We start from the raw sequence: 14356 nt of genomic DNA, 5'->3' as shown, positions 1-14356 counted from the left end.
TATCATCTAAGATCAACGTTTAACTTGGGGGAAATACGATGAATGTAAGTCGCCGAGACTTTATGAAAGCCAATGCGGCAATGGCTGCGGCTACGGCAGCAGGATTAACAATTCCGGTCAAAAATGTGGTTGCGGCAGAATCCGAAATTAAGTGGGATAAGGCGGTATGCCGTTTCTGTGGTACGGGTTGTGCCGTTTTAGTCGGTACGAAGGATGGACGTGTGGTGGCATCGCAAGGCGATCCGGATGCCGAAGTCAACCGCGGTTTAAACTGTATTAAAGGGTATTTTTTACCGAAAATTATGTACGGTAAAGACCGTGTTACGCAGCCTATGTTGAGAATGACAAACGGCAAATTCGACAAGAACGGGGATTTTACACCGGTTTCTTGGGATGTTGCTTTCAAAACTATGGCGGAAAAATTTAAAGAAGCCTTCAAAAAGAACGGTCAAAATGCGGTGGGAATGTTTAGTTCCGGTCAATCCACTATTTGGGAAGGCTATGCGAAGAACAAACTTTGGAAAGCCGGCTTCCGTTCTAACAATGTTGACCCCAATGCCCGCCATTGTATGGCATCTGCTGCGGTAGCATTTATGCGTACTTTCGGAATGGATGAGCCAATGGGTTGCTATAACGATATTGAACAGGCGGAAGCCTTTGTGCTTTGGGGGTCAAATATGGCGGAAATGCACCCTATTTTGTGGTCACGTATTACGGATCGCCGTATTTCTAATCCTGATGTAAAAGTTGCCGTCCTTTCCACCTTTGAGCATCGTAGTTTTGAGCTTGCCGATTATGGATTGGTGTTTACGCCGCAAACCGACTTGGCAATTATGAACTACATCATTAATTACCTTATTCAAAATAATGCGATTAACTGGGATTTCGTCAATAAACACACTAAATTTAAACGAGGCGAAACCAATATCGGTTATGGTTTACGCCCTGAAAATCCATTAGAAAAAGACACAAATCGCAAAACCGCAGGCAAAATGTATGATTCCAATTTTGAGGAATTAAAACAGCTTGTTTCTGAATACACGCTGGAGAAAACACACGAATTATCCGGTGTGCCGAAAGATCAACTTGAGCATTTAGCCAAACTTTATGCCGATCCGAAGAAAAAAGTGGTGTCATTTTGGACAATGGGCTTCAATCAACACACCCGTGGCGTGTGGGCGAACCACTTAATTTATAATATTCACTTATTAACTGGCAAAATCTCCATTCCGGGTTGTGGGCCGTTTTCACTAACCGGTCAGCCGTCTGCTTGCGGTACCGCGCGTGAAGTGGGGTCATTCCCTCACCGTTTACCTGCCGATTTAGTGGTGACCAACCCTAAACACCGTGAAACGGCAGAACGCATTTGGAAATTACCGGCAGGCACCATTTCTGAAAAACTCGGTTTAGACACCATTGCGCAAGATCGTGCCATGCACGATGGCACAATGAATGTATTGTGGCAGATGTGTAATAACAATATGCAGGCAGGCCCGAATATTAATGCAGATCGCTTACCGGGGTGGCGTAAAGAAGGCAATTTTGTGATTGTCTCCGATCCTTATCCAACGGTTTCTGCATTATCTGCCGATTTAATTCTTCCAACTGCAATGTGGGTAGAAAAAGAAGGCGCATACGGCAATGCAGAACGCCGCACCCAATTCTGGCGTCAGCAAGTGAAAGCACCGGGGGAAGCAAAATCCGATTTATGGCAGTTAATGGAATTTGCCAAATATTTCACCACCGATGAAATGTGGACGGAAGAATTATTGGCACAAATGCCGGAATATCGTGGTAAAACCCTATACGAAGTGTTGTTCAAAAACGGTCAAGTGGATAAATTCCCACTCAGCGAACTTGCCGAAGGTCAATTAAACGATGAATCGGAACACTTTGGCTACTACGTTCACAAAGGTTTATTTGAAGAATATGCCGAATTCGGACGTGGACACGGCCACGATCTCGCCCCATTTGATATGTATCACAAAGCACGCGGTTTGCGTTGGCCGGTGGTGGACGGCAAAGAAACCTTATGGCGTTATCGTGAAGGCTTCGATCCTTATGTCAAAGCAGGCGAAGGGGTGGCGTTCTACGGTTATCCGGATAAAAAAGCGATCATTCTTGCCGTACCTTATGAGCCGCCTGCGGAATCACCGGATGCCGAATTTGATTTATGGTTATCCACCGGTCGTGTGCTTGAACACTGGCATACCGGCACGATGACCCGCCGCGTACCGGAATTACACCGTGCGTTCCCAAATAATCTCGTGTGGATGCACCCACTGGATGCCGAAGCACGCGGTTTACGCCATGGTGATAAAATTAAGATTTCATCACGCCGTGGTGAGATGATTTCTTATCTTGATACCCGTGGACGCAATAAGCCGCCTCGTGGCTTGGTTTACACCACTTTCTTTGATGCCGGTCAGCTTGCAAACGCCTTAACCTTAGATGCAACCGACCCGATTTCAAAAGAGACGGACTTTAAAAAATGCGCCGTAAAAGTGGAAAAGGCAGCGTAAAAACAAGGTAAAAATCAACCGCACTTTATCTTCTTCATTTCCCTTCCGGCAGTTTAGAGAGGGAAGAAAATTGAAAAAGTGCGGTCAAAAATCAAAAAGAAAATGAAGAAACCAATAGGCAATCCTGAACGCAGACGATTTTTAAAAGAGACGGCACGCACCGCAGGCGGTCTTGCCGGCGTAGGGATTTTGTTAGGGTTACAGCAAAAACAAAGCCTTGCTCGTGAAGGTGTGCCATTACGTCCGCCTTTTGCCCTGCAAGGTGCCAAAGCCTTTTCTGCGGCTTGTATTCGTTGTGGCCAGTGCGTGCAAGCCTGCCCTTATGAGATGTTGCATTTGGCTTCATTGTTATCATCGGTAGAAGCCGGAACACCTTATTTTATCGCACGTGATAAACCTTGCGAAATGTGCCCCGATATTCCTTGTGCGCACGCTTGCCCAAGTGGTGCGTTAGATCGCAATGCAAGCGACATCAACGAATCACGAATGGGGCTATCGGTGTTATTGGATCACGAAACCTGCTTAAACTGGCAAGGATTGCGTTGTGATGTGTGTTATCGGGTTTGTCCGCTTATTGATAAAGCGATCACACTGGAAAAACAACACAACCCACGTTCGGATAAGCACGCCTTGTTCATTCCAACGGTACATTCCGATGCCTGTACCGGTTGTGGCAAATGCGAACAAGCCTGCGTGTTGGAAGAAGCGGCAATTAAAGTGCTACCAATGGATTTGGCGAAAGGAATGTTAGGGAAGCATTATCGTTTAGGCTGGGAAGAAAAAGCGAAAGCAGGTCATTCTCTCGCACCGAAGGATATGATTTCCCTACCAATACGCACTCCCGAAACCACAGTACAGGAAGCGACTGATCCTGTTTTAGCACCGGTATTAGGAGGAAAATAATGGCAAATGCACCCAAATACGCCGGTAGAGAATCCCGTGAAAAATGGGGTTGGTGGTACGCCAATCGCTTTTTATTTTGGCGGCGATTAAGCCAGTTCGGCATTCTTGCGATGTTTCTAAGCGGGCCTTACTTCGGTGTATGGATTTTAAAAGGCAATTATAGCGGCAGCTTGTTGTTTGATACGATTCCGTTAAGCGATCCTTTAATCACCGCCGAAAGCCTTGCCGCAGGGCATTTGCCCGATATGATCACCTTAATGGGGGCAGTGATTATCGTGCTTTTCTATGCCTTGCTCGGCAGTAAAGTTTTTTGCGGCTGGGTTTGCCCGTTAAATATCGTTACCGATATTGCCGCTTGGTTACGCCGTAAATTAGGACTTCGCCAAACGGCAAAACTTTCCCGTCATTTACGTTATGGCATTCTGGCAATGATTTTGTTGGGGAGTGCGGTAAGCGGAATGTTGTTATGGGAATGGATTAATCCCGTTGCGACACTGGGGCGTGCTTTTGTATTCGGCTTAGGGGCGACAGCGTGGCTCATATTGGTGATTTTTCTTTTTGATTTCTTGATGGTAGAACACGGCTGGTGCGGGCATCTCTGCCCCATTGGCGCAGCTTATGGACTGATTGGCGCAAAAAGTCTTATCCGAATTAAAGTGATTGATCGCAAAAAATGCGACAACTGTATGGATTGCTACAATGTTTGCCCTGAAGCCCAAGTGTTACGTTCACCTTTGCACGGAAAAAAAGACGAAAGCCTGCTTGTGCTTTCCAAAGATTGTATTAGCTGCGGACGTTGCATTGACGTTTGTGCAGAAAAAGTTTTCAAATTTTCAACCAGATTTGATCATTCAGGGGAGTGATGACGATGACTAAACAGGTATCTAAAATTTTAATCGGATTAATGACCGCACTTTTTACCGGTTCTTTAATGGCGACAGATGTTCCACCAATCGGGAAAGATTTAACCCAATCACCGGAAGACATAGCACCGGCATTTCATAATGCACCACGCCAAAGCGAATTACCGGCATTAAACTATGTTAATCAACCGCCAATGGTGCCGCACAGTGTGGCAAACTATCAAGTAACAAAAAACGTGAACCAATGCTTAAACTGCCATAGTCCGGAAAATGCCCGTTTGAGTGGGGCGACCCGTATCAGCCCAACTCATTTTATGGATCGTGATGGCAACGTAGGATCAAGTTCCTCACCACGCCGCTATTTTTGCCTCCAATGTCACGTTTCTCAATCAAATGTCGATCCTATCGTACCGAACGATTTCAAACCAATGAAAGGTTACGGCAACTAAGTAAGGAAGGGTTATGTCAGAGAAAAAAACAAATTTTATCGTTCGCTTTTGGCACTGGTTTCGTAAACCAAGCCGCTTAGCCGTTGGCACTATCATCAGCCTTGCATTTATTGGCGGGATTTTATCTTGGGTCGGCTTTAATTATGGATTGGAAAAAACCAATACAGAGGAATTTTGTGCAAGCTGCCATATGCAGGATGCCTATCCGGAATACTTGCATAGCGTGCATTACCAAACCCGTACCGGCGTGGGGGCAAGCTGTCCGGATTGTCACGTGCCGCACGAGTTTATTCCAAAGATGAAACGTAAAATCATCGCAGCAAAAGAAGTCTATGCTTATTTCACCGGCAAAGTGGATACGTTGGAAAAATTCAATCAACATCGCTTAGAAATGGCAGAAAATGAATGGGCAAGAATGAAAGCCAATGATTCACAAGAATGTCGCAACTGCCACAATGTTGATCGTATGAATTTTAATGACCAACGTTCTGTCGCAGCACGAATGCACCAAAAAATGAAAACGGAAGGCAAAACCTGTATTGATTGCCACAAAGGTATCGCCCACCAATTACCGGATATGAGCGGTATTGAATCAGGCTTTAAAGACGAGCCGAAAGAAGCGAAAAAATAATCCGTATTTTGACTGCACTTTCATCCGGTTATCGGCACGTTTAGTGCCGATTATTTTTGAGCTTAAAAAATCCTTTCGTAAAAATTTGTGAACGTTGTCGAATGTTATTTACACATAACGTTTTAAATGAATATGGGTTTCTGAAGTATGAATTGCTTTGATGGAACGAATTCGTTCAAGTGCCTGTCCGAGTTCCTCCAATGAGGGGGCGATTAGTTCAACGAGAATATCCCAACGTCCATTTGTGTCATAAATGGCATTAATACAAGGCTCTCCACGAAGCGTTTGAACCACTTCAGCCGTTGCACCGCCATCAACAATCACCATTGTCCAGGCTTTAATCCTTTGCGTTTTTACCGTTGAGTGAAGTTCCACCCGATAGCCTAAAATAATGCCTTCTTTTTCCAACCGCGCAATGCGATTGGTGACAGTCGCGCGGGATACTTTTAATTTCTGGGCTAAAAATGCAATAGGATAGCGTGCATTTTCCCGTAATAAACTCAGCAATTCCTGATCGGTTTTATCTAAAAGTGACATTATGCAAACTCCTTCTGACAAAATGTCTAAATTTTGCCAAAACCTTAACACATTTCACTATTTTAATTAACAGAAAAATCTTGCATATTAGGGATGTTGCAACGATTTATTAACATTTCATTAACCACTGGAGAAACGCTATGTCATACACCTCATCTATTGCAGGAAGCCTGCCAACTATCATCATTAGCCCACAAGACGTTGCAAACATCATTAAACGTCAAGGTATTAAGGAAACGCTGGAAGGAATGAGAAATTATATTTTGGAGGATTATCTCAACTGGGACGCTTTCGATAAAACACCCCGTATTTCTAATCACGTGCCAAACGGTGTGTTGGAATTAATGCCGATCGCCAACCAAAAACAATATAGCTTCAAATATGTAAATTGCCATCCGAAAAATCCGAATGAGGGGCTTTCTACCATTTTAGCCTTTGGGGCGTTAATCAGTAATGATACCGGACAGCCTGATGTGATTAGCGAATTTACGCTTAGCACCGCATTACGCACAGCCGCCACTTCCGTGCTTGCCGCGCAGTATCTTGCCCGCCCAAATAGCAAACGAATGGCAATTATTGGTAATGGCTGTCAAAGTGAGTTTCAAGCCTTGGCATTTCACCATTTATTAGGCATTGAAGAACTCGCTTTATTTGATATTGATCGCAAAGCAAGTGAAAAGTTGGCACGAAACTTAGCAGATACCTCGTTAAAAATTGAAATTTTTGATACGGTAGCACAGGCGGTTAAAAATGCCGATATTGTGACGACTGTCACGGCAGAATATTCAAAAGCGAATATTATTACACCTGAAATGATTGAGGCGGGAATGCACATCAATGCGGTTGGTGGCGACAACGTGAATAAAACGGAGTTGCATGTAGATGTGGTGAAAAATGCCCGTGTATTTGTGGAGTTTGAACCACAAACCCGCATTGAAGGCGAATTGCAAAATATGCCTGCCGATTTTCCGGTAACGCCATTATTTGAAGTATTCCAAAAAGGTGAATCCGCACGTCAATCGGAACAGGAAGTCACATTATTTGATTCTGTGGGTTTTGCTATTGAGGATTTCTCGGCAATTCGTTATATGAATGATGCGGCAATAAAATTAGGTTTGGCTCGTCCTTTATCGCTTACGCCTGATTTGAAAGATCCAAAAGATTTATTCGGCTATCTTTCAGATTATGCCAATATTTAATGCTAAAACTCAATTAAATAAGGATATATGCAATGATGCATTAATCATATTTTTCAGCAAATAAGTACGATTCTCCCACCGGAATCGTACTTCTTAAAAGGAGAACCGTATGCCAAATACAACATCCAAACAATTCGATCAACAAATCAATATTCCTTTCTTTTATGCCTTACTGCCGGTTCTCGTTATGGTGGCAACAATGGCGGTTTCCATCATTAAATTTGAAGCCTCGCCGCACGTTCCCCTTATTATTGGGGCAATTACTGCAACCTTGGTGGCAATGAAATTTGGTTATCGTTGGAATACCATTGAGCAAGGTATTTACAGTGGTATTAAAATGGCACTGCCCGCCATTGTGATCATTATTATGATCGGGCTGACGATTGGTGCTTGGTTGGGTGGTGGAATTGTGGCAACAATGATCTACTATGGTTTAAAACTGATTTCCCCTTCACTTTTCCTGTTTACCATTTGTATTATTTGCGGATTGGTCACCCTTTCTATTGGTAGTTCTTGGTCAACAATGGGGACGATTGGCGTTGCCGCAATCGGCATTGGATTAAGCATTGGCATTCCCACGCCAATGGTCGCCGGTGCGGTGATTTCAGGTGCTTATTTCGGCGATAAAATGTCACCACTTTCAGACACCACCAACCTTGCCGCCGGTATTACCGGTACGGATTTATTTGAACATATCAAACATATGTTCACCACAACATTACCCGCCTATCTTATTGCATTGGGGTTCTACTTATATATGGGAATGCAGTTTGATTCTTCACAAACCAATCTTTCCCACATACAAAGCGTAATGGAGAACATCGCACAAAATTTTGTGATTAGCCCTTGGTTATTACTTGTACCGGTGATCGTTGTTTTATTGGTAATGAAAAAAGTCTCCGCCATTCCGGCATTAACAATTGGCATAGTACTTGGCACGCTTTGTCATATTTTTGTGCAAGGTAGCGACATTGGAACGGCGGTGAAAACCTTACACGATGGGTTTAAAATTCAAAGTGGACACGAGATCATAGATACCTTATTCAATCGTGGCGGTATTGAATCAATGATGTACACCATTTCATTGACCATTGTCGCAATGAGTTTTGGTGGCATTGCGGAAAAAACAGGAATGTTGAGATCCGTTGTTTCTACTATTTTACATTTTGCCCGCAATGCGAGTATGTTGATTATCGCCACTATCTTTTCTTCCGTTATCACAAACTGTACCACATCAGAACAATACATCTCTATTTTGCTGCCCGGTAGAATGTATGTTACCGCCTATAACGAACGAAAATTACATTCCAAAAATCTTTCCCGTGCATTGGAAGACGGTGGTACTGTGACTTCAGTACTTGTGCCGTGGAACACTTGTGGGGTTTATGCGTATTCAATGCTTCAAGTCAGTGCCTTTGAATATGCACCTTATGCGATTTTTAACTATACCGTGCCATTACTTGCCATTCTCTTCGCACTATTTAATTTCAAAATTGAACGAATTGAATAAGGCTCCGTTATGTAACAAAAAGCCGACAGTATTGTCGGCTTTAAAAACATTGAAAAATTGACCGCACTTTTCCGTGCCTATTTTGCAAAATACCACTTGGCTAATAACACACCGCTATTCACCGCGATATTTAAACCGTTTTTTAAGGGATTACTCAAGGATAAACGCACATTTAAATCTTGTTTTTCCCGCAAATCGGTGGTGTTGCCTTCACTGAGTAAAAATACCACTTTATTGCCAAACTGTATCTGATTTAACCCAATGCCCTCTTTGCCTTGGGCAATATGTACAATTTGATACCCTGCTTGACGGAGTTGTTGCAATGCCAATTCCACATCCAAACATTCCAATAAACGAACGTACTCCGCCCCGCCTTCCGCCACACGCATTGCCGCCGCTGAATAAATCTTATCGGCATTTTCGGTAACAAGGTGTTTTACACCATAAAATGCACAAGTACGCAATACACCACCAATGTTTTGGGCGTTATTAACATTATCCAGCAACACGAGTGCATCTTCTTGGCGTGGAATATCCAGATAACCTTGTAGTGTAAAAGGACGTTGTTTTTTAACCAGCATACAAATGCCACCGTGGTGTTCCGTGCCACTTACCAAGGTTAATTCTTCCTGATCTACCACGTGATACACTTTCTTGTTTGCGGCTAAGTAGCCGAACATTTCGCCGATTTTGTGTGACATCTGCACCGTAGCCCACACCCGAACAATACTTTCCGGACGTTGTGCGAACAATTCCAGACAAGCATTTTCACCATAGACTTTCATTTCTTCCGCACGATTTTGTTTAATTTTTTCCGGCGCACGAGGCGACAAAGGGCCTGTTTTCTTTTCCTTCGGTTTATACGCAATGCCTGTACTTTTCACCATCACTTTCACATTGCCCTGTTCACCATTGGCTTTGTTTAAAGAAAATTGCGTAATTTTCGGCTCGCGAACTTCCTGTTGAAAACGGCGATTTACACTGCGTTCATCACCTTTTCGCGCAAAGTGCGGTCGATTTTGAGAACGTTTTTCCTGCGATTGACGATCATCAAAACGGCGTCCTTTTACATTGTTAGAAGGTTGTTTGGGGCTACGTTCTTGGAAAGATTTCGTGGCGGGTTGTTGAAAAGTCGGTTTGCGTGAATTTGTCATAGGGGTTCTCAATAAAAATTGGCGAATAATTCGCCGAAAAATTCAAAATTTTGTGAGCATTATAACGAAAAAAAACCTTTTTTCTATCAATCCCTCAGGGAAATATTGTAAACTAGCCCCTTCCTAAAAATTGCAGAGATCAATTATGTTAATCAATAAATTAAAACGTGCCGAGCATAATCTTAAAAATTTGCCTTTCCTACCTTTGGAGAAAGAACAAATTGAATTTTTGTTTGACCCGTCTGAATTTAAAACACAGATTATTGAATTAATTAAAAATGCGAAAAAACGCATTTATGTGACCGCACTTTACTGGCAAAAAGATGAAGCAGGACAAGAAATTCTTGATGAAATTTATCGTGTGAAACAAGAAAATCCAGATTTAGATGTCAAAATTCTTGTCGATTGGCACCGCGCTCAACGCAATTTATTAGGGGCAGAAAAATCGGACACCAATGCAGATTGGTACTGCGAGCAACGCCAAACCTACCAACTTTCCGATGATCCGAATATGTTCTTCGGCGTGCCGATTAATACCCGTGAAGTCTTTGGTGTTCTGCATATTAAAGGTTTTATTTTTGATGATACCGTGCTGTATAGCGGGGCAAGTATCAATAATGTTTATCTCAACCAAAATGGTAAATACCGTTACGATCGCTATCAAAAAATCACCAATGCCGAGCTGGCAAATTCAATGGTGGATTTTATTAATCATTATTTATTAGATTTCACTGCGGTTCACCCCTTGGATGTGAGCAATCGTCCCCGTACAAAAGAGATTCGTGCGGCAATTCGTGCTTATCGTAAGAATTTAGCCAATCACGCAGAATATCAATTACAAAGTGCGGTCAATTATTCCGATGTTTTAAGTATTTCCCCTTTATTTGGCTTGGGTGCATCGGGCAATGAATTAAATCAAGTGATTGAAGATTTGTTTTTACAAGTGCAGGAAAATTTGGTGATCTGCACACCGTATTTTAATTTCCCTCGTACCTTGCAAAACAAAATCGCACAATTATTAGAAAGCGGCAAGAAGGTGGAAATCATTGTCGGTGACAAAGTCGCAAACGATTTCTATATTCCACCGGAACAGCCCTTCAAAATCGCCGGTGCATTGCCTTATTTGTATGAAAGTAACTTACGCCGTTTTTGCGAGAAATTCCAACAGGAAATAGACCAAGGACGATTAGTCGTGCGTTTGTGGAAAGACGGCGATAACACCTATCACCTAAAAGGGGTTTGGGTGGATGATAAGTATATTTTGCTCACCGGTAATAATTTGAATCCTCGTGCGTGGCGTTTGGATGCGGAAAATGGTTTATTAATTCACGATCCGAAGCAGGCATTACGCCTTCAAACGGAGAAAGAATTGAGCCATATTCGCCAGCACACCCAAATTTTAGCCCATTATTCTGAATTGGAAGAATTGGCACAATATCCCGAACCGGTGCAAAAATTGCTGAAAAAATTCGCACGGGTTAAGGCGGATAAATTAGTCAAGATGATTCTTTAATATTGAGGGGAAATACAACATTTCCCCTTGTACCTTTTATTCAACCCCATTTTTATCAATATTATGCGTGTTTCAGATTTCTACTTTGATTTACCCGATGAACTTATTGCCCGTTATCCAAAAGAAGATCGCACCTCCTGCCGTTTACTGCAATTAAATGGCGAAAACGGCGAAGTTTTTCACCGCACTTTCACCGATGTTTTAGCATTAATTAATGAAGGTGATCTTCTCATTTTTAACAATACGCGCGTCATTCCGGCTCGAATGTTTGGACGTAAAGCAAGCGGCGGTAAAATTGAAGTGTTGGTGGAGCGGATATTGGATGAACATCGTTTCCTCGCTCATATTCGCTCCTCCAAATCCCCTAAAGAGGGTGCGGAGTTATTTCTTGGTGAAGATAAACTCGGTGAAAATAACGGCATTAAAGCCGTGATGATGGCACGCCACGGGGCATTATTTGAAGTGGCATTAAGCGATAAATCCACCGCACTTTTAACCGTGTTGCAAGAAATTGGTCATATGCCGTTGCCGCCCTATATCGATCGCCCCGATGAAGAAGCGGATCAAGAATGTTACCAAACGGTTTATGGCACAGTGCCGGGGGCGGTGGCAGCTCCCACAGCAGGGCTGCATTTTGATGATGCCTTGTTGGAAAAACTCCGCGCCAAAGGCGTCAATTTTGAATTTGTTACCTTACACGTGGGGGCAGGTACATTCCAGCCGGTTCGGGTAGAAAATATTGAAGATCATATCATGCACGCCGAATACGTTGAACTTTCACAAGAAGTGTGCAACGCCATTATTGACACTAAAAAAGCAGGAAAACGTGTGATTGCCGTGGGGACAACCTCTGTGCGTTCCATTGAAACCGCTGCGTTATCGGCTGAAGAAAACGGTAATCCCGATTTAATTGAACCTTATTTTTCCGATACCGCTATTTTTATTTATCCGGGAAAAAAATTCCGTGTGGTTGATGCGCTTATCACCAATTTCCACTTGCCGGAAAGCACCTTGATTATGCTAGTTTCTGCTTTTGCAGGGTATCAAAACACAATGAATGCCTATAAAAGTGCGGTCGAAAATCGCTATCGTTTTTTCAGTTATGGCGATGCGATGTTTATTACCAAAAATCCTCAGGTGAAAGGATTGGAATAAGTCGTTTGACTAAAAATCACCTTACACCTACAATGAAAACTTCACAAAATAAGGGCGGTACGCCTTCCCTTGTGATAAGAACGACAACAAAGCCTGTCAATCCAAACAGGCTTTTTTATTAACCAAAACCCTCGAACTGTTTATTCGTTGGAGCAAAAAATGAAGTATGAACTTGATAAAACGAGCGGCAATGCACGCCGTGGTCGTTTAGTGTTTGAACGTCCGCAAGGCACGTTTAGTGTAGAAACGCCGGCTTTTATGCCGGTAGGAACTTATGGCACGGTGAAAGGAATGACACCGGAAGAAGTGCGTGCGACCGGTGCAGAAATCTTATTGGGTAATACCTTCCACTTATGGTTACGCCCGGGACAAGCGGTAATGCGTAAACACGGTGATTTGCACGATTTTATGCAATGGCATCGTCCTATTTTGACCGACAGTGGCGGCTTCCAAGTATTTAGTCTTGGTAAACTTCGTAAAATCACCGAAGAAGGGGTGAAATTCCAAAATCCAATTAATGGTGAACGCATTTTCTTATCACCTGAAAAATCAATGGAAATCCAATATGATCTTGGTTCGGATATCGTGATGATTTTCGATGAATGTACGCCTTATCCTGCCACCTTTGATTACGCCAAAAAATCAATGGAAATGTCGCTACGTTGGGCGAAACGCAGCCGTGATCGTTTTGACGAATTAGGCAATAAAAACGCCCTATTTGGCATTATTCAAGGTGGTGTATTTGAAGAATTGCGCAAAGCCTCTCTGGAAGGCTTGGTGAATATCGGCTTTGACGGCTATGCGGTAGGCGGTTTAGCGGTGGGCGAACCGAAAGAAGATATGCACCGTATTTTGGAATACATTTGCCCGCAAATTCCGGCGGATAAACCACGTTACTTAATGGGGGTGGGTAAACCGGAAGATTTGGTGGAAGGGGTACGCCGTGGCATTGATATGTTTGATTGCGTAATGCCAACCCGTAATGCGCGCAATGGTCATTTATTTGTCACCGATGGCATCGTGAAAATCCGCAATGCAAAATACCGTGACGACACCGGTCCGCTTGATCCCCATTGCGACTGTTACACCTGCAAAAATTACACCAAAGCCTATTTATATCACTTAGACAAATGCGGTGAAATTTTAGGCGCACGTTTAAACACTATTCATAACTTGCGTTATTACCAACGTTTAATGGCAGAAATTCGTCAAGCCATTGAAGAGGATCGTTTTGATGATTTTGTGGTGGAATTTTATGCCCGTATGGGAAAACCCGTGCCGCCTTTACAATTAGAATTAAGCCAATCTACCGAAACCCAATTATCGGCATAATAAGCAATAAAGTGCGGTGATTTTTGACCGCACTTTCTACATTAAGGAAAGATAATGCAAATTCTATCACCTCAACAATTCGCCACTTGGAATGAACCCATTGAAATGCTTTATGCCTGCCATAGTAAAGTGAAACGTTTTTGTCATCAGCTCAGAATCCTCCCCGCTTATTTAGAAAAAAACGGTGTAAATCAAGCCGTGCTGAATGATGTCAAAATTATTCTGCAATATTTCAACCAAGCCGCGCCGTTGCACCACGAAGACGAAGAAAAGGATTTCTTTCCGGCGTTACTCGCCAAAGTGCCGCACGCCAAAGCCGATGTGGAAGATCTCGCACACCAACATACCCACTTACACGAAAGTTGGCGTTTACTTTCCGAACAATTAAATGCGCTGATTGCCCATCAACGCAATGAGGTTGATGACGAATTAATCCAACGTTTTGTACAGGCTTATGATAAACATATCGCCATTGAAGAACCGCTTTTTGAGCTGGGTAAACAATATTTGTCTGAATCGGAATTGCATAGCATTGGTGAGATAATGTCAAAACGCCGTCATTCTTAAGTAATGAATTATCAACTTGAT

Annotated in this window: 13 protein-coding genes; 11 read left to right on the top strand and 2 right to left on the bottom strand. The window is 43.0% G+C overall.

What is annotated here, in order from left to right; translation table 11 throughout:
* The first annotated feature begins 38 nt into the window (after positions 1–38).
* The 5 genes from napA to BKL49_RS08400 all read left to right on the top strand — a co-directional run bounded on the left by napA (position 39) and on the right by BKL49_RS08400 (position 5368).
* Positions 39–2522, top strand: coding sequence for a nitrate reductase catalytic subunit NapA (napA, locus tag BKL49_RS08420; RefSeq protein ID WP_077424452.1), 2484 nt, complete (start codon positions 39–41; stop codon positions 2520–2522).
* Between the two features lie 102 nt (positions 2523–2624).
* Positions 2625–3425 carry a ferredoxin-type protein NapG gene (napG, locus tag BKL49_RS08415; protein ID WP_077424450.1) on the top strand — a complete coding sequence of 267 codons (801 nt, stop codon included), beginning with the start codon at positions 2625–2627 and terminating at the stop codon, positions 3423–3425.
* Entirely contained in the window at positions 3425–4288 is an 864-nt protein-coding gene (napH, locus tag BKL49_RS08410) for a quinol dehydrogenase ferredoxin subunit NapH (RefSeq protein ID WP_077424448.1), read from the top strand. Before napG ends, napH begins: the two co-directional genes overlap by 1 nt.
* Positions 4289–4293: 5 nt before the next feature.
* Positions 4294–4737: a nitrate reductase cytochrome c-type subunit gene (locus BKL49_RS08405; protein WP_167367133.1), complete on the top strand. Its 444-nt coding sequence runs from the start codon at positions 4294–4296 to the stop codon at positions 4735–4737.
* A gap of 13 nt (positions 4738–4750) precedes the next feature.
* The gene (locus BKL49_RS08400) at positions 4751–5368 is read left to right on the top strand and encodes a cytochrome c3 family protein (protein WP_077424444.1); all 618 of its coding nucleotides are present in this window, start codon (positions 4751–4753) and stop codon (positions 5366–5368) included.
* 108 nt (positions 5369–5476) lie between these two features.
* Here the strand turns inward: BKL49_RS08400 and BKL49_RS08395 are convergent, their stop codons facing one another.
* Positions 5477–5905: an Lrp/AsnC family transcriptional regulator gene (locus BKL49_RS08395; RefSeq protein WP_077424442.1), complete on the bottom strand. Its 429-nt coding sequence runs from the start codon at positions 5903–5905 to the stop codon at positions 5477–5479.
* 140 nt (positions 5906–6045) lie between these two features.
* Between BKL49_RS08395 and BKL49_RS08390 the strand changes: the two genes are divergently transcribed.
* Positions 6046–7104: an ornithine cyclodeaminase gene (locus BKL49_RS08390; protein ID WP_077424440.1), complete on the top strand. Its 1059-nt coding sequence runs from the start codon at positions 6046–6048 to the stop codon at positions 7102–7104.
* A gap of 109 nt (positions 7105–7213) precedes the next feature.
* Positions 7214–8614 carry a Na+/H+ antiporter NhaC gene (gene nhaC / locus BKL49_RS08385; RefSeq protein WP_077424438.1) on the top strand — a complete coding sequence of 467 codons (1401 nt, stop codon included), beginning with the start codon at positions 7214–7216 and terminating at the stop codon, positions 8612–8614.
* A gap of 77 nt (positions 8615–8691) precedes the next feature.
* On the opposite strand, the gene BKL49_RS08380 is transcribed toward nhaC, so the two are convergent.
* Positions 8692–9768, bottom strand: coding sequence for a TrmH family RNA methyltransferase (locus tag BKL49_RS08380; RefSeq protein ID WP_077424436.1), 1077 nt, complete (start codon positions 9766–9768; stop codon positions 8692–8694).
* A 145-nt stretch (positions 9769–9913) separates the two neighbouring features.
* On the opposite strand from BKL49_RS08380, the gene pssA reads away from it, so the two are divergent.
* The 4 genes from pssA (at position 9914) to BKL49_RS08360 (ending at position 14335) form a co-directional block, all read left to right on the top strand.
* Positions 9914–11281 (top strand): CDP-diacylglycerol--serine O-phosphatidyltransferase, encoded by a 1368-nt coding sequence (gene pssA / locus BKL49_RS08375; RefSeq protein WP_077424434.1) that lies wholly within the window; start codon positions 9914–9916, stop codon positions 11279–11281.
* 63 nt (positions 11282–11344) lie between these two features.
* Positions 11345–12436 (top strand): tRNA preQ1(34) S-adenosylmethionine ribosyltransferase-isomerase QueA, encoded by a 1092-nt coding sequence (queA, locus tag BKL49_RS08370; RefSeq protein WP_077424432.1) that lies wholly within the window; start codon positions 11345–11347, stop codon positions 12434–12436.
* Positions 12437–12595: 159 nt separating this feature from the next.
* Positions 12596–13768, top strand: coding sequence for a tRNA guanosine(34) transglycosylase Tgt (gene tgt / locus BKL49_RS08365; protein ID WP_077424430.1), 1173 nt, complete (start codon positions 12596–12598; stop codon positions 13766–13768).
* Positions 13769–13822: 54 nt separating this feature from the next.
* Positions 13823–14335 carry a hemerythrin domain-containing protein gene (locus BKL49_RS08360; RefSeq protein WP_077424428.1) on the top strand — a complete coding sequence of 171 codons (513 nt, stop codon included), beginning with the start codon at positions 13823–13825 and terminating at the stop codon, positions 14333–14335.
* Positions 14336–14356 lie beyond the last annotated feature (21 nt).

It is taken from the genome of Rodentibacter myodis (assembly GCF_001999305.1).
Lineage (GTDB): Bacteria > Pseudomonadota > Gammaproteobacteria > Enterobacterales > Pasteurellaceae > Rodentibacter > Rodentibacter myodis.
The sequence above is the reverse complement of the archived record's forward strand: the minus strand, read 5'-3'. Positions and strand labels throughout refer to the sequence as shown.

Excerpts from the sequence above, each read along its gene's own strand:
- pssA (WP_077424434.1), top strand. The coding sequence starts at position 9,914 with ATGTTAATCAATAAATTAAAACGTGCCGAGCATAATCTTAAAAATTTG.
- tgt (WP_077424430.1), top strand. The coding sequence starts at position 12,596 with ATGAAGTATGAACTTGATAAAACGAGCGGCAATGCACGCCGTGGTCGT.
- nhaC (WP_077424438.1), top strand. The coding sequence starts at position 7,214 with ATGCCAAATACAACATCCAAACAATTCGATCAACAAATCAATATTCCT.
- BKL49_RS08395 (WP_077424442.1), bottom strand. The coding sequence starts at position 5,905 with ATGTCACTTTTAGATAAAACCGATCAGGAATTGCTGAGTTTATTACGG.
- napG (WP_077424450.1), top strand. The coding sequence starts at position 2,625 with ATGAAGAAACCAATAGGCAATCCTGAACGCAGACGATTTTTAAAAGAG.
- BKL49_RS08405 (WP_167367133.1), top strand. The coding sequence starts at position 4,294 with ATGACTAAACAGGTATCTAAAATTTTAATCGGATTAATGACCGCACTT.
- queA (WP_077424432.1), top strand. The coding sequence starts at position 11,345 with ATGCGTGTTTCAGATTTCTACTTTGATTTACCCGATGAACTTATTGCC.
- napH (WP_077424448.1), top strand. The coding sequence starts at position 3,425 with ATGGCAAATGCACCCAAATACGCCGGTAGAGAATCCCGTGAAAAATGG.
- BKL49_RS08390 (WP_077424440.1), top strand. The coding sequence starts at position 6,046 with ATGTCATACACCTCATCTATTGCAGGAAGCCTGCCAACTATCATCATT.
- napA (WP_077424452.1), top strand. The coding sequence starts at position 39 with ATGAATGTAAGTCGCCGAGACTTTATGAAAGCCAATGCGGCAATGGCT.
- BKL49_RS08400 (WP_077424444.1), top strand. The coding sequence starts at position 4,751 with ATGTCAGAGAAAAAAACAAATTTTATCGTTCGCTTTTGGCACTGGTTT.
- BKL49_RS08380 (WP_077424436.1), bottom strand. The coding sequence starts at position 9,768 with ATGACAAATTCACGCAAACCGACTTTTCAACAACCCGCCACGAAATCT.
- BKL49_RS08360 (WP_077424428.1), top strand. The coding sequence starts at position 13,823 with ATGCAAATTCTATCACCTCAACAATTCGCCACTTGGAATGAACCCATT.